The 21,394-nt window shown below is 47.5% G+C and carries 13 protein-coding genes; 7 read left to right on the top strand and 6 right to left on the bottom strand.

Annotated features, from left to right (window positions below; all coding sequences use genetic code 11):
• The first annotated feature begins 85 nt into the window (after positions 1-85).
• Positions 86-1,081: a hypothetical protein gene (locus tag VLX91_11955; protein ID HUI30922.1), complete on the top strand. Its 996-nt coding sequence runs from the start codon at positions 86-88 to the stop codon at positions 1,079-1,081.
• A gap of 35 nt (positions 1,082-1,116) precedes the next feature.
• Here VLX91_11955 and VLX91_11950 read toward each other — a convergent pair whose 3' ends face one another.
• Positions 1,117-2,136 (bottom strand): metallophosphoesterase, encoded by a 1,020-nt coding sequence (locus VLX91_11950; protein ID HUI30921.1) that lies wholly within the window; start codon positions 2,134-2,136, stop codon positions 1,117-1,119.
• Between the two features lie 131 nt (positions 2,137-2,267).
• Positions 2,268-3,125, bottom strand: coding sequence for a 4-(cytidine 5'-diphospho)-2-C-methyl-D-erythritol kinase (gene ispE, locus VLX91_11945; protein ID HUI30920.1), 858 nt, complete (start codon positions 3,123-3,125; stop codon positions 2,268-2,270).
• Between the two features lie 40 nt (positions 3,126-3,165).
• Here ispE and mgtA point away from each other — a divergent pair, with 40 nt between their 5' ends.
• From mgtA to VLX91_11925, 4 genes are all read left to right on the top strand, one after another.
• Positions 3,166-5,988: a magnesium-translocating P-type ATPase gene (mgtA, locus tag VLX91_11940; GenBank protein HUI30919.1), complete on the top strand. Its 2,823-nt coding sequence runs from the start codon at positions 3,166-3,168 to the stop codon at positions 5,986-5,988.
• 146 nt (positions 5,989-6,134) lie between these two features.
• The gene (locus VLX91_11935; GenBank protein HUI30918.1) at positions 6,135-9,497 is read left to right on the top strand and encodes a glycoside hydrolase family 38 C-terminal domain-containing protein; all 3,363 of its coding nucleotides are present in this window, start codon (positions 6,135-6,137) and stop codon (positions 9,495-9,497) included.
• Between the two features lie 50 nt (positions 9,498-9,547).
• Positions 9,548-11,260 (top strand): AMP-binding protein, encoded by a 1,713-nt coding sequence (locus VLX91_11930; protein ID HUI30917.1) that lies wholly within the window; start codon positions 9,548-9,550, stop codon positions 11,258-11,260.
• Positions 11,261-11,527: 267 nt separating this feature from the next.
• A complete protein-coding gene (locus VLX91_11925; GenBank protein ID HUI30916.1) occupies positions 11,528-12,742 on the top strand; it encodes a hypothetical protein in 1,215 nt (404 codons plus the stop codon).
• Between the two features lie 94 nt (positions 12,743-12,836).
• On the opposite strand, the gene VLX91_11920 is transcribed toward VLX91_11925, so the two are convergent.
• Positions 12,837-13,979, bottom strand: coding sequence for a glycosyltransferase (locus VLX91_11920; protein ID HUI30915.1), 1,143 nt, complete (start codon positions 13,977-13,979; stop codon positions 12,837-12,839).
• A gap of 624 nt (positions 13,980-14,603) precedes the next feature.
• Here VLX91_11920 and VLX91_11915 point away from each other — a divergent pair.
• A complete protein-coding gene (locus VLX91_11915; GenBank protein ID HUI30914.1) occupies positions 14,604-15,128 on the top strand; it encodes a DUF4402 domain-containing protein in 525 nt (174 codons plus the stop codon).
• A 235-nt stretch (positions 15,129-15,363) separates the two neighbouring features.
• A complete protein-coding gene (locus VLX91_11910; protein HUI30913.1) occupies positions 15,364-17,793 on the top strand; it encodes a hypothetical protein in 2,430 nt (809 codons plus the stop codon).
• Between the two features lie 150 nt (positions 17,794-17,943).
• Here the strand turns inward: VLX91_11910 and VLX91_11905 are convergent, their stop codons facing one another.
• The 3 genes from VLX91_11905 to VLX91_11895 form a co-directional block, all read right to left on the bottom strand.
• A complete protein-coding gene (locus VLX91_11905; protein HUI30912.1) occupies positions 17,944-19,500 on the bottom strand; it encodes a carboxylesterase family protein in 1,557 nt (518 codons plus the stop codon).
• Between the two features lie 10 nt (positions 19,501-19,510).
• Positions 19,511-20,626 carry a redoxin family protein gene (locus VLX91_11900; protein HUI30911.1) on the bottom strand — a complete coding sequence of 372 codons (1,116 nt, stop codon included), beginning with the start codon at positions 20,624-20,626 and terminating at the stop codon, positions 19,511-19,513.
• Positions 20,627-20,754: 128 nt separating this feature from the next.
• On the bottom strand, positions 20,755-21,138 hold the full coding sequence (locus tag VLX91_11895) for a hypothetical protein (protein HUI30910.1): 384 nt from the start codon (positions 21,136-21,138) through the stop codon (positions 20,755-20,757).
• Between the last annotated feature and the right edge of the window lie 256 nt (positions 21,139-21,394).

The following is a 21,394-nucleotide window of genomic DNA, read 5'->3' as shown; positions in this document are numbered from 1 at the left end:
AGAGATCACCAAGATAGCAGGCTGAGGGAACACAAGGGGAAAACCGGCTACAGACCATAATAGAAGTGAAAGAAAGGATTCAAAGATGAAAAAGCTAATCGTCTTATTATTATTGATGATTGGTGCATCGGCGGAGGCCCAATCCCGCGTTCCCTTTTTAGAAGCTGGCCGGTCTGCAGATAGACTTACGGGAGTCTTGTCGCAGGATCTTTTCCCGGGTGCAACGTTCGAGAGACAAAGCATGACGGGGCATGATTTATTGATCGGCATTGCAGCGCAGCCGGAAAGTCTGTCACACAGGGATTCGCTGTACTTGCTGGAGACTCGTTCTTCGCTGAAAGCGGGTTTGTTTTCTCTGGTGGTTCCCGGAGCAGGCCAGGTTTACAATGGCGGGACGGTAAACTATATCACAGCCGCCGGCTTTCTTGCTATCGAGGCTGCTGCCATTGCAGTAAATATTATCTGGATAAACAAAGGAAATAACCAGACGACTTTTTTCCAGAATTATGCGGACGCCAATTACAGCGTTCTCCGTTATGCTCAGTGGATAAAGCTTAATTTTAATTCCTGGGATCCGAACCCCGACCAGGCAACTCAGAACTTGTTGAATGAAATGTTCGTAAACGACGGACCTGCACCATGGCAGAAAGTGGATTTTGGAAAACTTAACGAGATTGAATCCATCCTTGGTCAGACGACACCAGGTCAGTTTTTCACCCATAAACTTCCACCGTACGGCGACCAGCAGTACTACGAACTTATCGGAAAGTATCCCCAGTTTAGGGAAGGTTGGAATCCTGCCGCGGCCACGGACACTGTTGTTACGTACGAGCAGCTCAAATATGGCGTCGAGGTAGGTCAAGACAATTATTACATGGGACAGCGCGGCCTGGCAAATAATCTTTACGCAGTCGCCGGAACGGCAATCGGAGTGGTCATAGCGAACCATTTCCTTTCGGCCATCGAAGCCGCGATCTGGGCGCATGCGCACAACAAGCTTGTTCAAACCAGCGTTGATGTAACTCCGTTACCGCAGGGCCTCGGTTATCAAACGCGAGTAAATGTGGCGGTTAATCTTTGAGGTTTGTTCCCTCTCCTGTTAGGAGAAGGCTAGGTCTAAGCCGCAGTGCTGTTATGCTGAGGTTGGGTTAATCCTTCTCGTTCCGAAGAGATTCGGTCGGAGAACAGAATTCCCCGTTTCTTTGAAGTGATTGTCCCACTCTCGCTTATTGCGATCTCATTGAAGACGAGCCGATCCGCTCTTGGCGATTCGTTCATGTCGGTTTTGCCCCTGATCGGATTTAGTGCTGTGCTTGAATAAAAAATTCCGTCGCTTGAATAGATTTCTTCAAGATGGGTGTGCCCATGAAGCGCCCCGGCAACTCCAAGTTTTCTGAAAGCATCTTTTACTTTTGTTCGCTCATGGAGCTTCAACGTCTGAGATTCAAAAACGTGATAAAGTCTGTCCGCGATTGAAGAAGAATACGGTTTGTATTTGTTAAAGTGGTGGTGGATCAGCGCAATCTTAGCAAGACCTTCCACAGAAGGATGACTGAGAATCCGCTCGACCGCCTGCAGCTGACGTTCCGAGACGTGACCGTTTGAGCCGAACGGATTGAACAACGGATGGAATGGTCTTACCGAATTTATCCCGACGAAGACAGCGGGTCCGATGATCTTTACAAAGGGGAACACTCTTTGGCTCTCATAAACTTTCTTGGGGAATGTTTCTCTGAACGCCTTCTCGAAGAGAACTATTTTCTCCGCATAGTTTACAGATCTGCAATGGTTTCCAAATGACAGTAAATCTTCCGCACGATGAACCCCTCCGAAGACATCATGGTTGCCGATCGTCACCGTCAACTTCTCATAATCGAGGAGTCCGAAATATTTCAGAATTCGCCTGACTGATTTGAAGTCCCGCTCTTCGGCGTGGCCGGCAATATCGCCAGTAATAACTACATGATCATAATTCTCGTCGACGATCTGCCCCAAGAGGTCTTTAAGCTTAAAAATGTTTTGTCTATTGTATTCTGGGCTTATGTGAGTATCGGAAATATGCGCTATCTTGAACTTGGCTCCTGTGTTTTCCGATTCAATGCCCTGCGTCGCAAATGAAGTATTCCATGATTCCATGCATTAATCTATTTATTGCATGTTAAATCATTGTTTTTGGAGTATTGTGATATGGTTAAGAATTTACTTTAGATTATTCGTGCAACTTCCCCAATGCGGAACTCTTCAAACCTGCACGCCTTTTCATCTTGTCAGTTATGAGGAGGCGTTATGTCTGTTGCCTGCAATGTGAATTTTCTATTCAAGATTTCCTGTGCTTCGATAGCGTCTTCTTTGGTTCCAAAGAATCCATAGATGCTGCTTCCGCTTCCTGACATCAGAGCAAACTGGGCCCCCTGTTTGTACATTTCCGCCTTTATTTCGCCGATGGTTGGGAATTTTTTTAGTATTTCAGTCTCGAAATCGTTTACAACGACATCTTTGTAAGCATCATAACGATTCCCTAAATCGAGCAAAACATCTCTTAATAATTTGCGCTTAACGCCTGTCGGTTTCACCAACGAATATGCGGTGGCAGTCGAGACCGAAAGGTTCGGGGTTACCGTTAAGATGAAATCTGTAATATTCAGATCGATCGGTTCAATTACTTCTCCCTTCCCGGTTGCGTAAGATGGCGCTCTGTTTCCAGACGCATTCTTTCGAGACAAAAAAAATGGCACGTCTGCACCGAGCTGGACGGCGATGTCGTGAAGTTCAATTTCACAGAGAGGTTTTCCGTAGAGTTCCTGGAGTGCGAGGAGGACCGCGGCAGCATCGGAGCTGCCGCCGCCAAGCCCGCTCCCGATCGGGATATTTTTGTTGAGAACCATTTTGACTTCTGCGTTGATTCCAGTTCGCTCGCAGAAAAAGTGCAGGGCCTTAAGACAAAGGTTTGCATCTGCTTCAAGATGAATGTTCGAATAGAACTCATGCTTGTCCGATTCGATTATTTCCAGTTCATCGGCAAGGTGAATCGGATAAAAGACCGTTTCAATGTCATGATATGTATCGGAGCGTTTCCGGATCACGCGGAGGCCGATGTTAATTTTTGCCGGAGCGAGAAGTTTCATACGGGTTAAAATAATTCTATTAAATCAGGAGTTCAATTCAATGTCGGAGAAAATTCCAAATCCAGGATTTACGACTTCGAGCGTTTCCGGCTCGACAAATCTCGAATTTTCCGGGAATGTGTGGAATCTTTTGAAAATCGGAATTAAATTTTCAAGAAATTTCTGCCTCTTTGTCCTAGAAAGAATTATCATGGCACAGGTAAACGGAAAAAACATAAGAACTACCGGTCTGGAAAAATTATTTTCGATCTTAAAAAGCAACGGCATCAATAAGGCCGATGAGGGTTTTTCGAGGTCGAGCGTTAAATCTGCTTCTGCACAGCGCGTGATTGAAGCGTCGAAGCTTCAGTCGGAAGAAGTATACAGATCTATGGAGACTCAGCCTTCCGGACTTCCTCAGGAAGAAATTGAAAAGCGTATAGAGGAACACGGATTCAATGAGGTGGCACAGGAGAAGAAGCATGGAGGCTGGGCGCGATTTTTAGATTCCATAAGGAATCCGCTGGTCATACTGTTGTCGATACTCGCGGTGATAGCATTTGCTACGGAAGATGTCAGATCGGGGGTCGTGATGCTGGGCATGGTGGTTATGGGCGTGGCATTGAGGTTCATACAGGAGTCGCGGGCGGATAAAGCGGCGGCTGCGTTGAAGGCGATGATTAAAGTCACCACTGCGGTCCTTCGCGACGGACAGGAGGTGGAAATTCCGCTTAAGGAAGTTGTGCCTGGCGATGTTGTGAAATTGGCTGCGGGGGATATGATTCCGGCAGATGTCAGAATTGTTTCATCCAAAGATTTATTTATCATTCAAGCGTCGCTCACAGGCGAATCCATGCCGGTGGAAAAATTTGACGCGCCGGAGTCTAAGGATTCGCTGCTGGAACTTTCCAATATTTGCTATCTAGGCACGAGTGTGGAAAGCGGAAGTGCCACCGCGGTTGTGGTCAACACGGGTTCGAATACATACTTCGGGCAGATGGCAAGAAGCATCACGGCCCATCCGGTCGAGACGAGCTTCGACAAGGGTGTCAACCGGTTTACCGTATTGATGATCCAGTTTATTTTTTTCATGGCGCCGACCGTCTTTCTCATAAACTGGCTGACGAAACACAATTGGATCGAAGCGTTTTTCTTCGCTCTTGCAGTTGCAGTGGGTCTGACTCCTGAGATGCTCCCGATGATCGTTTCGGTTTGCCTGTCAAAGGGGGCAATGCTGATGTCTCGAAAAAAGGTGATCGTCAAACGTTTGAATTCAATTCAGAACTTCGGCGCCATGGATGTTTTGTGCACCGACAAGACAGGCACACTGACGATGGATCATGTCATACTGGAACAGCATTGCGATGTGGTACAAAAGGAAGACGATGAAGTCTTAAAAGATGCGTTTCTCGTCAGCCATTTCCAGACCGGGCTTAGAAACGTTCTAGACCGCGCTGTCCTTCAACACGAAGAAGTGAAAAAAGTAGTATCGATCTCGGATTATTTAAAAGTTGACGAGATACCTTTTGATTTTTCCCGCCGCCTCATGTCGGTAGTTGTCTGTTCGCCCAAGGAGGAATACAGGCTGCTCACTAAAGGTGCGCCCGAAGAGATCTTCAAGCGGTGCACGTGGTTCGAGCTGGAAGGCGACATACTTCCGATGGACCCGGTCCTCATTCAAGATTTGAAAGAGGAATACGAGAGGTTGAGCATGGACGGATTTCGCGTCCTCGCGGTCGCATTCAAGGATGTAGAAAAAAAACCTGCTTATTCAAAAGATGAAGAACAAGATCTTGTCTTGAAGGGATATCTCGCATTTCTCGATCCTCCTAAAGAAACCACGGCACCGGCGATTGGCGCGCTGCAGCAGCACGGAGTTGCGGTAAAAGTTTTGACGGGAGACAATGATCTTGTCGCCAAAAAAGTGTGCCATGAAGTGGGCCTTTCTACGGAATATACTTTGATCGGGAATGAAATTGAAAATATGTCGGACGAAGAGCTGGCGGAAGCATCGGAGAGGACGACGCTTTTCGCGAGACTTTCTCCCACGCATAAGAAGCGAATTATCGATGTTCTGAGACAGCGAAAGCATGTCGTCGGATTTATGGGGGATGGCATTAACGACGCGCCTGCGCTCCGCGTGGCGGACGTCGGTATCTCAGTTGATACTGCGGTCGATATTGCCAAGGAATCTGCCGATATTATCCTGCTCGAGAAGAGTTTGATGGTGCTCGAAGAAGGAGTGCTGGAGGGAAGGAAAGTATTCAACAACATTTTGAAGTACATCAGGATGGGCGCAAGTTCCAATTTCGGAAACATGTTCAGCGTGCTGGGCGCAAGCGCGATTCTTCCTTTTCTGCCGATGGCTCCGATACAAATTCTGACAAATAATTTTCTCTATGATATATCGCAGATTCCAATCCCGACCGATAGCGTTGATCCGGAACAGATCACGAGGCCGAGACCCTGGTCTATAGATGAAATTAGGAAATTCATAATCTTCATCGGTCCTATAAGTTCGATTTTCGACTATACGACATACTTTGTGATGCTCTATATTTTTTATTGCTGGAACCCGGTACATGCCTCGCTGTTCCAGACAGGTTGGTTCGTCGAGTCGTTGATGACACAGACTCTGATCATCCATGTCATACGGACGAATAAGATTCCATTCTTGCAAAGCCGTCCAAGCGTGCCGCTGATGATAACCACGGGAATTATTATCGCCTTCGGAATCTGGCTTCCGTTCTCTCCGTTTGCGTCTTCGCTAGGGTTGGTGGCCCTTCCCGTGTTATATTGGCCCATCTTGTTCATGACTTTGCTGTCCTATGTGACTCTCACACAATTTGTGAAGACCGTTCTGTTGAAGAAAAGCTGGATCTGAACCGGGGACTTCCTCCGGGCATTCTCGATTGACACTTCACATGTTTTGTTGTGAGATTGCTTCGCAAAAGAAAAAAGGCGAAATTAGTCGGCAGTCTTAGCTTGCGGTTGAGGTTCTGATTCATCCTTTAAATGGAGGGTCGCAAGATGAAATTCCTTTGCCGATTTGCCTTTTTTTTGTCGCTGTTCGCAACTCTTTCCTACGGAAGAGCACAAACTAATCCATCCGCAAATTCCCGGCAATCAAACGTAGATAGACTTTCTTCTTCACTCGATTCTCTTGCTGCGACGGCTTCTGTAGATAATTGGAAAGTTAGCCCCGATCTAGGCAACCCCGTAAAAGGAGATCCCACTTCCTTGGATTTTGACGACTCGCTGTGGGATAACAAGAGACTTGGTGATGAAATCGATGATGATTCCTGCTGGATAAGAAAAGCTTTCGTTCTGCCGGACAGCATTTTCGGGAGACCGGTCGAAGGCAAGATCGGTCTACTCGTGACGCTCGATAACTACGGATACATGTGGATCAACGGCGAAAGCAAAGGTTATTTCCCGTTTACCAAAGAATTTGTGTTGACCGACAATGCAAGGCCGGGAATGCGGTTCGTCATCGCGATCAAAGCTGTGAACGGCGGTGCGATGATTCATCTCTTGCAAGCAGAATTGCGCAGCGGAGTAATCAACGAAATTCCCGACATGATGCGCGATGTTGCATTGAGTTTTAGAGTCGGACAGAAGATTCTCAGCTTTGATACTTACCAGACGAATGCGAGGGTCAGGGTTGATCCTCATATCGATAAGTCAAAGATGGATCGCGATGAAAAAATAAGGTTGAACGATCTCCTTCAGAAGCTTGCGGGCGAAATCAATGTCGATGCGTTGAAGACGGGAGATGATACGAAGTTCGTTGTCTCCGTCAATTCGGTTCGTCCGAAACTAAAACCGATCAGCGAATTCGTGAAACAGTACACCTTGTATTTTGTTTCAAACGCTCATATCGATGCTGCCTGGTTGTGGAGATACATTGAAACTGTTCAAGTCTGTCGAAATACCTTTGCCTCGGTCTTGCACATGATGGATGCCAGGCCCGACTTGACTTACGCCCAGAGTGCCGCTGCATATTATAATTGGATGGAAGAGAATTATCCCGATGTGTTCAACGGGATAAAGCAGCGCGTGAAAGACGGCAGATGGGAAGTGGTCGGCGGAATGTGGATCGAGCCTGACTGCAACCTGCCGAGCGGAGAATCGTGGATGCATCAGCTTCTCTACTCGCAAAATTATTTCAAGAAAAACTTGGGCGTCGAAGCAAAGATAGGGTGGAACCCCGATTCGTTCGGCTATGATTGGAACATGCCTGAATTTTACCGGAACGCCGGGATCGATGCCTTCATCACGCAAAAGATCGGCTGGAACGAAACGGACGTTTTTCCTTACCGTGTCTTCTGGTGGGAGTCTCCTGATGGATCCAGGATATTAAGTTATTTTCCATTTGACTATGTAAATGAAATTTCAAATCCGTATCGACTCGTCGACTGGCTGCGGCAATTCGAAGCTAATACAGGTTTCGCTGACATGATGGTCCTTTTCGGAGTTGGAGATCACGGCGGCGGTCCTTCTCTGGAAATGATGGAGAGAATAGACCGCTTGAAGACGCTTGACATTTATCCGAAGGTTGAATTCGGGACAGTGACGAATTACCTGAAGTGGCTGAAGAGTCAGGACATATCGAAGCTCCCGGTTTGGGACAGCGAACTCTATTTGGAATATCATCAGGGCACATTCACTACGCAGTCCGAGACGAAAAAGTCGAACAGAAAATCTGAAGTGTTGATGACCACTGCGGAGAAATTTTCCACAGTTGCCACAATCTACGACCGAGATTATAACAACCGGGATTTGGAAACCGCCTGGCGGGACGTAATGTTCAACCAGTTTCACGATATCCTTCCCGGTTCTGGCATTCGTGAGAACTACATCGACGCCGCAAAGAGATACAAGAAGGTGAATGAAATCGGCAAGTATCAACTCGACGGCTCTCTTGAACGAATCGAGGAACACATCAACACCTCGGCCATCAAGGGGAAGACCGTGGTCGGCGAACTCCATTTTGGGGATACTCTGATCGTGAGGAGGACAATGGTTGAGAGCAAGCCGATTGTCGTATTCAACCCGCTGTCATGGTCGAGGACCGACGTGGTGAAATTGGAACTTCCCCCTGAATATGCTGCCAGCGGGAAAGGCGAGTCGAGTTATTATTCGATTTTTGATTCCGGCGGAAGAGAAGTTCCGTCTCAGATCGTTCAAAAGAGTGAATATTCTCGTGAGATAATTTTCGTAGCCGACAGCGTTCCTTCTCTCGGTTACAAGGTCTACGAACTTCGCGACGTAAAACCCGACGCGAAGACGCAAAACCTTGCGTCTCAACAATTGGAGATCGATACAACTTTTTTGGAGAATCAATTTTACAGAGTCGTGATAGATCCTGATTCCGGCTGGGTCAAAAATATTTATGACAAAAGGAATAAAAGAGAAGTCTTAACCGGCGAAGGAAATCGTCTTCAATTCCTGGAAGACAACCCGAAAGAGTGGGATGCCTGGAACATCGGCTTTACCGGCGTCGAGTATCCGTCCAAGTTGAGAAAAGTTGAAGTCGTCGAGAAGGGACCGGTAAGAGTCGTGTTGAGAGTCTGTAGAGATTTTCTCAGGCCGGGACAGGTCGGCGTTTTCCCGACCGACAATTTCCCGTCTTCGTTCTTCAACCAGGACATAATTTTGTACAACGGCGTTGACCGCGTAGATTTCGGACTCGATGCGGATTGGTGGGAGACTCACGTTATGCTCAAAGTGGCATTCCCGCTCGACGTGCAGGATTCTCTGGCAACATACGAAATTCCTTACGGCTCAATTGTACGCCACACGATCCCAACGAACAGCTGGGAGAGAGCCAAGTTTGAAGTTCCAGCGGAGCGCTGGGCAGATATGTCGAACAACGGATTTGGTGTCAGCCTTTTGAACCAGGCCAAATACGGCTACGACACGAGGGGAAGCACGATGAGATTGTCGCTGCTTCGTTCACCGGTTTGGCCCGATCCGACGGCCGATCGCGGCGAGCACGAAATTAAATACGCAATTTACTCGCATGATGGTACATGGAAAGACGGCGGGACGGTCCACCAAGCTTATCAGTATAACTATCCCCTTATTGCATTTGTTGGCACGATTCATAAAGGCGACCTGCCGTTGAGTCATTCATTTATCCAATTGACACCGTCGAATCTTGTCCTCACGATCGCAAAAGTTGCCGAGAGGTCCAATGCATGGGTAATTCAGTGGTACGAAGCGGTCGGGAAGGATTCAAATGCCGATTTGGTTTTACCGATGACTCCGAAAAAAGTTGTCGAGTCAAGTTTCCTCGAAGACGACGGGAATCCCGTTCCGTTCAAAGGGAATCACGTCAATCTTATGACAAAGAAAAATTCGGTGGCGACCATTAAGGTGTATTTCTAAACAAGGGACAAAGGCACCATGTGCCTCCTTTTAAGAAAGGATTTCCGCAGATGAGAAAAGATACTCCGTTGTTTGATGTCCCGCATATCGAGTCGATCCAGGATATGGTCATCGGTTCTGCGCGTCGGTACGGGAGCAAATTAGCTTTGGAGGATTTCAATGAAACTCCGATTTCTAAAGTGAGCTACAACGTACTTCTTGATAATGTCTTGCGCTTCGGTGCTGCGCTCAGGAATCTCGGCATCAAGGAAAGGGACCACATCGCGGTGATCGGAGAGAACCGTGTACAATGGGCGATCAGTTATTTGACGGCCATGGCGTTTAACCTTGTCGTCGTGCCCGTTGATAAGAATCTGGGTGTAAATGAAATCCTGAATATCCTCCATGAGTCGGAAGCAAGCGCGATAGTTTTCTCTGAAACATTCGAGCCGATGCTCAGAGAAAAGAAATCGTCGTTCAAGCATCTCAAGCACTATATCAGCATGGATTTGAAGAAGCATGAGGGCGGCTTCCATTCGATGACGGAACTCATAAACAGGAGTTACGCTGTCGAGTTGTCGAAGCTCCCGCAGATAAATCCCGACGAGATGGCTGTAATCATTTTCACTTCCGGCACGCTCGGGAGGGCGAAAGGTGTAATGCTCAGCCAGAAAAATCTCGCCTCAAACCTCATGGACATGGTGGCACAGTTTGGAATTTTTCCTACGGACAGGTTCCTCTCAATCCTCCCGATGCATCATACTTATGAATGCACCTGCGGCATGTTGTGTCCGCTGTATGGCGGTTCATCGGTCTTTTTCGCCAGGTCCCTGAAGACAGTCGTTGAGGATTTGCAGAGATCTCAAGCAACAATTCTCCTTGCAATCCCTCTTCTTTACGACAAAATGTTCAAGGCAGTCTATCGCGGCATAAAGGAGAAAAAACTGGTTGCGCCGCTCATTCGGCCTATGATAAAAGCGACTGATATTCTCGAAAGAATCGGCTGGAAAGGTTCGAAGAAAATTATCTTCAGAGAGATTCATAACCGATTTGGAGGCTCTATCCGATGTTTCATAGCCGGTGGTGCGGCACCAGATCCGGTGGTAGCGAAAGGACTTCGCGAGTTCGGATTCGGTTTCGTGCAAGGTTACGGTCTTACCGAGACCTCACCCATACTGACACTGAACAAGCTTACTAACTTCAAAGACGATGCAGCGGGCTTGCCTCTGCCGCATGTTCGGATAAGAATTGCCAATCCCGATCAGGACGGGAACGGAGAAGTATGTGCGAAGGGTCCAAATGTCATGAGCGGATATTATAAGAACGAAAAGGCAACGGCAGAGACCTTTGAAGATGAATGGTTCAAGACGGGTGACCTCGGTTTTGTCGATGAGGATGGGTTTCTTCATATCAACGGCAGAAAAAAGAATGTCATAATATCCAAAAGCGGGAAAAACGTTTTCCCGGAAGAGATCGAGGATGTCCTGAATAGAAGTCCGTTTATCATGGAAAGCATGGTCTTCGGCGAACGCGATGAAAAAGAAGGTGAAATCATAGGCGCGCAAATTGTCGTCGATGCAGAAGCGTTTATCGAGCTCTCGGAGACGAAGGGAGTTCAGATTACTCCTGAATTGATCCATGACGTGGTCGACGGTGAAGTAAGAAAAGTGAATCGCGAGCTGCAGACTTACAAACAGATAAAAAAGTTTCACCTCCGCGACCAGGAATTTCCGAAGACGACGACTCAAAAGATTAAGAGATATTCAGTAAATGCTGGAGATTGATAATCTGGGTGGCAAAGGTACATAGGCGCAGATGGGGCTATTTGCTTGGTGGTGACTCATTTTGGATGTTCAAACAAAAGAGGAGATGTCATGCCAGCGAAAGCTGGCATCCAGAAGGCTGGATTCCGGCTTTCGCCGGAATGACCCTACAATGGAAACGAAACTGAGTCATTACCATTTGCTTTATGTCTTTGCAACTTTCTGTCGCTGTGTGTATATTTACGACTGTAGTTATCCTCTTGCCTTCCGTTAGAACAAATCGAGCTTATGAATACGCCGGAGCAATTCTCGAATCATAAATATTTGGTCACTACTGCCTACATGGGATTCGGTCATCTCAGGGCAGCACATAATATCGCATCGTACAGCCGTTCGCCAATTCTGAGAGTAGATCAAAAGCCTTACCTCAACGGTGTCGATGAATTTGTCTGGAGGTCAAGCCAGGCGGTTCACACCTACGGGTCCCGCGACAAAGAAAGCAAGAGCAGCGTTTTCTACGATTGGTTTGAAAGCTTAATGGTAATACCGGAGAATGGCACCCCTCCGTCCTTAGGCCCGTCGCGCTTCATTCGAATGATGCAAAGGTTCGGTGCGGGGGATGAGTTATTTAGAGTGCTCAACAGAAACAAAATGAGGCTGCTTCACACTTTCTACATGCCCGCTATGCTCTCGGTGTACCATGGCTATCCGGGAGAAAATTTTCTCCTGCTGTGCGATACCGATTTCCATAGGGTGTGGGTGCCGGTCGAACCAAAGAAGTATGATTTGAAATACTTTGTTCCGATCCCGTCTTCTGCGGATAGACTGGTTTCTTATGGGGTGGAACGAGAAAAAATTTTCGTCACCGGATTTCCGCTGCCGACGACAAACACCGGAGGGCGCGATCTCAGAGTCGTCGAGCGAGATTTCGATGTCCGACAGGCCAGGCTGAAGAATGATTCGACTTTGCCCATGACAATAATGTTCCCGTTCAGCGGAGCAGGTGCATATTCTAACGTGCTTGCAGATTTGGTGAAGGCGATTCACGAAGACCTGAAAGAAGGGACCCTGCGCTTAATAGTATCATGCGGTGACAACAGCCGCGCGCTGAGAAACGCGGAAAACATATTTATCAATTACGGGATAGAAGAACTGGAGTATGCGGAGATAATGTACCATGAAGATGTATTTGCCGCTTTTGACGAATTCAATGCGGCATTAAAGTCGACCGATGTGATGATTACCAAGCCCAGCGAGATGGTATTTTATGCGGCGTTGGGGATACCGCTTGTGTTCCTTCCGCCAATCGGAGCGCATGAAGAAAAAAACAGGGACTATCTTTTTGAAAATGATTGTGCCGTAAACATGGTACCCACCTCGGATTTCCCGCGCTGGCTTGAGAAAAGCAGGCGTAAGGGGTTATTGCTCGAAATTGCTGAGAACGGATTCACTAAACTTCCGAAGAATGGAAGCATTGCAATTGATGAACTTGTTGGGGGTTAGACGAGCTCTTGATTGGCAAGCCAGGCGATGCTTGGCTTATGTTCAAGCCTGTCCTGACGGTAAGGCGGGGGATTGAAAATCCACAATTTATTATTTAGTTCGTCGGAAGAAGCAGCGTGTTGCGTGCGATCCTCACTGGTGTGCCACGCCAGCTTGTTCTCCTGTTCACTATTGGGACGATCCAGAGAAACCCTATCAGCAAATCCTTGAACGGCGCGGCTAAGCAATGTCTCACTCCAAGCCCGGTTTTCAGGAGGGAATTCATCAACGAGTCGCCCATAACTTTAGCCGCCCAGCAAAGCGCGGCGATCATGGAAGATTCATAAGAGAATCCGCATGCGATTGCGAAAATCAAAGATAAGAGTGGAAAGTTAAATAAAAGCTCGGAGATGTAAGCAGTCTTGTTTAAGTTCCATCTTAGCTGTGCCCATCGCGTGTGCCTGTTGATGAATCGCTTGATTGTCCAGGAATGATTAGTAGTGCATACTAAATTCGGTGCCACTACGACCTTGTATCCATTCTCCTTGTAGAGTTTTCCCATTAGGTAATCTTCCGCGAGATAATTTCTCAGTTCCCATAGTCCGCCTAACCGTTCGAACTGCGATCTCCTGAAGAAGATAGACTTGCCAACGACGATTTTTCTTTGGAAGAGATCGAGAAGGCTCACGTTTCCAATTACGAAAGAGTTAAGATGCAGATTTTCAAAAAGGGCCCCGACGCTTTCGCCGCCAATCCCCTTTATCAGATTCGTCACGAGTCCTACTTCTCTGTCTTCGAAGTAACTTATGTTGGAGCGTAAGTAATCTCTCCCAACAATGACGTTGCTGTCGCTGATTATGGCATAATCATATTTGGCGCGGGAAATCATGCCGTAAAGATTGTTGATCTTCGGATTGTAGCCGAGCGTTTGGTTGCTAATTATGATGTGAATATTTTTCGAGGGGAATTCCTGTTTAAGCTGCCCGACGAGCTTGATTGCGGGGTCGTTTGATGATTGAACACCGACGATGATCTCGAATTCAGGATAATCCTGGTTTATAAATGAAAGAAGATTATTGCGGAGATTCCCGTCGACGCCGGTCACGGGTTTAAGAACGGATATCGGAGGGAGAAAATTGCCGATATGCGAACGTTCATGCCGGCGGCGAGAAACAAAGAGCTTGAAAACCGTCGCGACAACCAGGCTGATGTAGTACGTTAGTCCAATGCCTGTAATTATTCCGAACACTTCTTTCATCAATTATCTCTATGATTAGCATACGTAATTAATGAAGCAAATGTTAAGAAGGCGTGAAGCAAATGTGAAATTTAGGCTATTTTCCGCCGCAAGGAGTTCTTGCGCTTAGAAAACCAGTGATAGACTTATTCCCGGCCGCTTCACATACTGCTGTGAAAATAAAAAAGAGCATCAATGCCAGGCAAATCCTTTGACAGGGTGCCGCCCCATAAGATTGTCCTCCACGATCAGTAGCCAAAAAGAACTGATTGAGATTAGTTCCAACCAGCGCATTTTGTCTTTTCACGTTTCCACAACTCGGTTATGATTTTCGACGCATTATGCCGGATAGGGTTAGAAGCGACGACACATTTTGATGACGGCTGTGCGTTCTCTAATCGCTGTGTCCCAACCGGATACACGCATTGAGAATTACTCGGTTACGAAATCGTAACCGAGTGTCTCGCTTCTCAAAAAGGATCCGTTTTCCTTTCAAAATTTGACTATGTTTCCGGCACGAGTCTTGTTGTTCACAAGGTAGTTATGAAAAAGAATTTGAAGACATACCACAGAAAAAGAAATTCGAACACAGAAATATTTGAATCAAAAATTTTCAATACCAGAGAAATCTTCGGGAGGCTGCTTATGAAAAAGTTAGTGATTGTCGCGGCGATTGTCATTGGCACCTTTGAGATCTCATTTGCTCAAAATAATGCAAGTGCGAGTGTCCCCCTGAGTGCCAGCGTGATACAAGGATTGAGCACGGCAGTGACAGGACAAGAGAACTTTGGAACTATCGTCGCTGGGACAACCCCGGGTTCATTGAATGCCCAAAGCGCCACGGTGGGTTCAAGCCCGGGAAACATAGCAATGATTACGTTGACTGGAAACGGCGGGCAGCTAATACATGTGACATACGACGCCAATGATCCTCTAATAAAGGCCGGAGCAACCAATATTACATTTACGCCGAGTGTTTATGGTTCCAATTCATCATCGAACCAATTAAGCTCGACGGCGGTCACTTCTGGCGGAACGGTCACTTTGAGCGGAACGTCTGGCTCTGCAGGCAACTACTATTTCTGGCTCGGTGGATCATTATCCACACTTCCAGGAGGTCAGACTCCGGGCAGCTACTCTGGTACTTGGACCGTTACGGTTACCTATTAAAGTTTTTCTCTCCACCTCCTGTTGATGGCAACAAGGGCTCGACATTAATCTACGTCGGGCCTTTTTTTTGTTAATTGTTGATAGCGCTAACAGAACATAAGACTGGAAAAAAAGGGAAAATAATAATAGCTTAAGCGGTTGGCGCTGTGTTGGGCGATCCAGGTATACCCCGAAAGACTCTTTTGGACGTCCAGGACAAGAACAGTTTTTCCGCAACTAAAGGCAAAGAGAGAACATGAAATACGGTTTCTTTGACGACAAGGCGAGGGAATATGTGATCACCAATCCCCGCACACCCTATCCGTGGATAAATTACTTGGGTAGTCAGGAGTTTTTCTCCATCATTTCAAATACTGCAGGCGGCTACAGCTTTTTTAAAGACGCCAGGCTCAGACGGATTACACGCTTTAGATACAATAACGTTCCCATAGACGAGGGCGGGAAATATTTTTATGTCAAGGATGGTGACACCATCTGGTCGCCAGGCTGGAAGCCGGTGAAGACCGAACTCGATTCTTATGAGTGCCGTCATGGGTTGGGATACACGATCGTTAAAGGAAAGAGAAACGATCTCGAAGCCGAAGTTCTATATTTTGTCCCTGTGAATTTCTGGGGCGAAGTGCAAAAGATGAGACTCACGAACCACGGGAAGTCTGCAAAGAAGTTCAAAGTATTTTCCTTTGTCGAATGGTGTCTATGGAACGCGCTGGACGATATGACAAATTTCCAGCGTAATTTCTCGACCGGAGAAGTTGAGGTGGTGGGCTCAGTTATTTACCACAAAACGGAGTATAAAGAACGGAGGAACCACTACGCTTTTTATTCTGTGAATTCTCCGGTAGCCGGATTTGACACCGACCGCGAAACTTTCATGGGGCTGTACAACGGTTTTGGGAATCCGGACGCGGTAATGGAAGGGAGGTCTCGTAATTCAGAAGCGCACGGCTGGTCGCCTATCGCGTCGCATTGCCTCGAAGTGAGTTTGAATCCTGGAGAAGAGAAAGAGTTTGTGTTTCTTCTGGGTTACGTGGAGAATCCTCAGGAGGAAAAGTTTGAATCGAAAGGCGTGATCAACAAGAAGATGGCACTTGCGATGATCGATGCGGTGTCCACACCCGCAAAAGTTCAGAAACTTTTTGACGAGCTCAAGACATATTGGGACAATCTTGTTTCGCGCTTCGTCATTGAAAGTAAGGACGACAAGCTTAACAGAATGGTCAACATCTGGAATCAATACCAGTGCATGATCACTTTCTGCATGTCCCGCAGCGCATCGTATTTCGAGTCGGGCATCGGACGCGGTCTTGGGTTCCGCGACTCCAATCAGGATCTTGTTGGGTTTGTTCACCAGACTCCGGAACGGGCTAAAGAACGGATACTCGACTTGGCCGCGACGCAGCTTGAGGATGGAGGTGCGTACCATCAATATCAGCCTCTCACGAAAAAAGGGAATAACGAAATCGGCGGCAATTTCAACGACGATCCGCTGTGGCTCATTTTCGGGACCGCCGCTTACTTGAAGGAAACAGGAGACTGGTCCATTCTCGATGAAAAAGTTCCTTACAACAGCGATGCTTCGAAAGCAGCACCGCTGCTGGATCACCTCAACCGCTCGTTCCATCACGTCGTTAACAATCTTGGCCCTCACAAGCTTCCGCTGATTGGCCGCGCAGATTGGAACGACTGCCTCAACTTGAATTGTTTTTCCAACAATCCTGATGAATCGTACCAGACAACGGAGAACCGCACAGGCGGTCAGGCCGAATCAGTTTTCATTGGTGGAATGTTGATTTTGTATGGAGGAGAATTCGGAAAAATTCTTCGACATCTTGGAAAGAATTCAGAAGCAGACGAAGCAAAGAAGCATGTCGAGGCGATGAAAAAAGCCGTCGACCAGCACGGATGGGATGGCGAGTGGTTTGTCCGCGCATACGATTTCTTCGGAAAGAAAGTCGGCAGCAAGGAAAACGAAGAAGGCAAAATCTTCATCGAATCTAACGGTTTGTGTGTGATGGCCGGCGTCGGCCTGGATGACGGAAGGGCGAAAACCGCGCTGGAGTCCGTCAAGAAATATCTTGATTGCCCGTTCGGAATCGTATTGAACAATCCGGCATTCACAAAATATTTCATCGAGTATGGAGAGATCTCTTCATACCCGAAAGGATACAAAGAAAATGCCGGGGTGTTCTGCCATAACAATCCCTGGATAATGATCGGCGAGACGATGGTCGGCAACGGAGACAGGGCGTTCGAGTACTACAGCAAAATCGCTCCGTCCTATCTTGAGGAGATCAGCGATCTCCACAAGACTGAACCGTATGTCTATGCACAGATGGTCGCGGGAAAGGATGCGTTTAGACCCGGTGAGGCGAAGAATTCATGGCTCACTGGAACAGCTGCATGGAACTTCTATGCCATATCCCAGTACATCCTTGGCATCAGGCCTGACTATGACGGTTTAGTTGTCGATCCTTGCATTCCGAAAAGCTGGGAAGGATTTACTGTCGAAAGAAAGTTCCGCGGAGCTGATTACACGATAGTTGTCTCGAATCCCAATAAGGTCTCGAAAGGGGTCAAGAAATTATTAGTAGACGGAAAAGAGGCGAAGACAATTCCTGTGTTTCCCGCGGGAACAGAACATATAGTTGAAGTGACACTGGGGTAGTTTTTTTGACGGGCTTGATAAACCTCGGATGCCGGCAGCGTTGGCTACTTCGAGGCACATGCCGACACTTAGATGCCGTACGAAGTACGATGAACTCCGCGGCGTGATGATCCCCTCATATGTGCCTCTTGACGCCGGATTGATACGTATCTATGGCATTGCCCGAAGCGAGTCGAGAAACTCGTACCGCATCCGGTGATTGTCCGGAGCGGCGGCCGAATTCTCTTCAAGATGCATCACCTGATAACCGTTATTGCTGTCATACATTGGCCAGACTGGTAAGCCGGGGCCGTTTGGATCACCTGTCTTTGCGAAGTTGGTCCAGTATGAAGCCATCAATTCTGACACATTGTAATCATCCCGTGTCCACGGGAGATTTCTCGATGAAAGTACTTGAAACACAAACATAATGTCGGAAGCGTGCGGCGTTGTATTTAAAGGAGGAGGGAGCGGCTGATCGAACTCGTACCTGTAAACCGGAGATCCCCCCGTCTTGTGCTGCAGTTCGAGCCACTTCCATGTCGAATATGCGATGAACCTATCGCCATCGTAGTCGCTCGCAGATCGTCTTGCCTCGGAATCGTTCTCCGCGGGATAGAGCTGCATGAATTTGTTTGCGTTGTTCCCAAACATTGAGTCGGCAAGCCTGATGTAATTGTCGCGGGTGGGCTGACCTCCATTGAAGAATGTTCTAAAGTTTCCTTCGTCTTTGTTCCACCCGGCCAAAAGTGCAATATGGCTTTGCTTGCCGGCGGCGCATATCGAATCACAAAATTCAGGGAGGAAATAACCATCGACATCTTGCGAGAAATATTCATGCGGAAGTTTCAATGCTGCATTAAGAATTTCCTGAGCCGGGATAGCGCGCAGCTTTTCAAGCGAAGTCGTTCTAAATGCAGACTTCACAAATTCCACTCCGGCTTTTTCGGCGCTATCGCGTGACACAAGGTGGAGAGTCTTTCCAAAGAATGCACCACTCTCGCCGATCGCTCCGCGGAAGAGTCCTTTCGACAGAGGCGATGCCATGAGTGCACTGACTGAGAACGAACCAGCTGATTCACCGAAGATTGTCACATCATCAGCATCGCCTCCGAATGCTTCAATATTATTCTTGACCCACTTCAGTGCGGCAACCTGGTCAAGCAGTCCATAGTTTCCCGATGAATTGTATCTTGATTCCTTGCTGAGCTCAGGGAGTGCGAGAAAACCAAATACTCCCAGCCTGTAGTTGAAGCTCACAACGATGACGCCCTTCTTGCAAAGGTTGCTGCCGTCCTGGCGTGGTTCTGAAGTACAGCCGGCGACGAAACCTCCGCCATATATCCAAACCATCACGGGGAGTTTGCCTTTAGGTCGGTTTGCTTCAGGAATCCAAATGTTAAGATAGAGACAGTCTTCACCAGGCCCGGAGTCGTTGAAAACCATATCATTGTATATGCGTCCCTGCATTGGACGCGGACCAAAGTCGACAGCTTTTCGGATTCCCATCCACGGCACCACTGCCTGAGGAGGTTTCCAACGTTGCCGGCCCACAGGCGGTGCGGCATACGGAATTCCTTTGAATGTCTTTACTTTGCCGTCAGGGCTGACAATTCCCTCTAGTATTCCGTCGCTGATCTTTACCGTCACGTAACGGGGTTGTTGTGCCTGGAGTCCCTGCATCGCTAACATTGCCCAGATGGCCCAATTATTTGCATGAAGTCTCATTCTTCTTCCTTTACCATGGTCTGCGTTCGTTCATCCCTTTCTGGATAGCCCGTTTGACTGCAAGTATGTCGACGCTCCCTACTTCGCGGTAAATAACATTTCCATCCGGATCCAGAAGAACTGTGTAAGGCACCGCTCCCTGCCATTGCGGATCGAATGCACTCATTAACTGGTCGGTGTCGTTCGACGCGAAAATGAGATTACGGTTCGAAGCATGTTCCTTCTTGAGAAACTCCAGTACTTCGTTCTCTTCATCAGGTGCATTGATTGAAACAGTCACCAGCTCGAAGTCGCGGTGCCGGTACATTCTGTTCACGGTGACGAAGTCGTCAAATTCCGCGACACAGGGCGGGCACCATGTCGCCCAGAAATTTATCAGCCGGAATTTACCGGAATCATTCTTCCTCAGAGTGTGTAACATCGCCGTGTCAGCCTTAGAAAGAGAGACAGGTTCTTCGTCTAACTTCTCCAGATATTCCTTCACCGATTCCTCCTTGCCTGCCCATTTGATTGAACAGCCGATGGCTTTCGTTTCTGCGACAGGTGGTTCCCTGCCGGCAAGAAGGGCGTCCAGAGCGTCACGCAAATAATTTTTCGTCACATGTTCAATGCGCTGTGAATTGTCGATTGCTCCGACGTAGCGCAGCTTCCTGTTGGCGTCGAACACGAACACGTGCGGCGTTGCAACCGGGCCATAGGCTCGCGAGACGCTTTCCGTTTCACCATCATACAGATATGGAAAGTTGAACTCCTGGTCCTTCGCTCGGATTTTCATCTCGTCAAAAGAATCGCCGACATCGGTCCAGCCTAGCTCATCGAGACGGACAGACCTTGGGTCGTTCGGCATGATAGCGACAAGCGCGACGCCTTTGCTCTTGTAGTCGGTCACGATCTGCTTGATGCGTCCCTGGTAATACTGGGCCGTGGGGCAGTGGTTGCAGGTGAAGACTGCGACAAGGATCTTTGCATCTGCAAAATCCTTGAGCGTATAGTTGTGCCCGTCGACACCTGTGAGATTGAAGTCGGGTGCCGCAGAGCCAAGCTGTAATGTGGGAAATTCATCGACTGAACGGGCCGGGAAAAGAATCGTGAGGCTCATAAAAAGGATGGGTAGGAATTGGTTCATTGTTGATCACTCTCCTCTCTATAAGAAGTGGGAAACGCTTGAGCTATTGTAATTTCAAATCTCAAAAAAATAATCGGAGTTATGTTAAGGCTTTCGGAAGTGAATGTCAACTCTGGGCTGCGCTGCTATTATGCGGCCCGGTTTTTCCTTTTCAAATTATTCAGAATCCCGTAGAGCGGTCCGCTTATGAAAGGAACGACAATTGAAATTGCCAATACTATTAGATTTTTGAGAGATGGCGTGTATGTGATAACATAATGCTGAACGAGGATTATCAACCCAACTACAAATCCCAGAATCAGACTCAATGTCCGGCTTAGCTTTGCGGGCTGAGCGGGGTCAACAATAAAAAAGAAGACGATGAAAAGGACAATTGAAACGATGAGTAACGAAACCGTTCTCATAAGGACATTTTCTGGGATAAAATATTTTTGCGCGACAGCGTATAGGTAGCCCATGCATACGAGCACCACGAACGCAAGATAATCCTTCATCTTCAAATGTCTAAACATCACATCATAAATTTTATTGGAATTCAGCCGGTTTTGGCTTCGGTTTTAGTGCGCCGTGCGTGACTCGAACACGCAACCCTCAGCTTAGAAGGCTGATGCTCTGTGAACGGTGTTCTTGATGGGTAATAAGTAAGAGTCATTATCTTAGAGAGTTATGAAGAAAAACATCTCTTTTTTGTCATAATTTCATTAGAATTATTAAGGGGGTTGTTCAAAATCTATTCATAGAATTTTGGATTGATTTCTATAATGGGTT

It is taken from the genome of Candidatus Acidiferrales bacterium, from assembly GCA_035515795.1.
GTDB lineage: Bacteria > Bacteroidota > Ignavibacteria > Kryptoniales > JAKASW01 > JAKASW01.
The sequence above is the reverse complement of the archived record's forward strand: the minus strand, read 5'-3'. Positions and strand labels throughout refer to the sequence as shown.

What these genes read in the sequence shown, in the direction of transcription:
- VLX91_11955 (HUI30922.1), top strand. Translation starts at nt 86, where the DNA reads ATGAAAAAGCTAATCGTCTTATTATTATTGATGATTGGTGCATCGGCG.
- VLX91_11950 (HUI30921.1), bottom strand. Translation starts at nt 2,136, where the DNA reads ATGGAATCATGGAATACTTCATTTGCGACGCAGGGCATTGAATCGGAA.
- ispE (HUI30920.1), bottom strand. Translation starts at nt 3,125, where the DNA reads ATGAAACTTCTCGCTCCGGCAAAAATTAACATCGGCCTCCGCGTGATC.
- mgtA (HUI30919.1), top strand. Translation starts at nt 3,166, where the DNA reads ATGTCGGAGAAAATTCCAAATCCAGGATTTACGACTTCGAGCGTTTCC.
- VLX91_11935 (HUI30918.1), top strand. Translation starts at nt 6,135, where the DNA reads ATGAAATTCCTTTGCCGATTTGCCTTTTTTTTGTCGCTGTTCGCAACT.
- VLX91_11930 (HUI30917.1), top strand. Translation starts at nt 9,548, where the DNA reads ATGAGAAAAGATACTCCGTTGTTTGATGTCCCGCATATCGAGTCGATC.
- VLX91_11925 (HUI30916.1), top strand. Translation starts at nt 11,528, where the DNA reads ATGAATACGCCGGAGCAATTCTCGAATCATAAATATTTGGTCACTACT.
- VLX91_11920 (HUI30915.1), bottom strand. Translation starts at nt 13,979, where the DNA reads ATGAAAGAAGTGTTCGGAATAATTACAGGCATTGGACTAACGTACTAC.
- VLX91_11915 (HUI30914.1), top strand. Translation starts at nt 14,604, where the DNA reads ATGAAAAAGTTAGTGATTGTCGCGGCGATTGTCATTGGCACCTTTGAG.
- VLX91_11910 (HUI30913.1), top strand. Translation starts at nt 15,364, where the DNA reads ATGAAATACGGTTTCTTTGACGACAAGGCGAGGGAATATGTGATCACC.
- VLX91_11905 (HUI30912.1), bottom strand. Translation starts at nt 19,500, where the DNA reads ATGAGACTTCATGCAAATAATTGGGCCATCTGGGCAATGTTAGCGATG.
- VLX91_11900 (HUI30911.1), bottom strand. Translation starts at nt 20,626, where the DNA reads ATGAACCAATTCCTACCCATCCTTTTTATGAGCCTCACGATTCTTTTC.
- VLX91_11895 (HUI30910.1), bottom strand. Translation starts at nt 21,138, where the DNA reads ATGTTTAGACATTTGAAGATGAAGGATTATCTTGCGTTCGTGGTGCTC.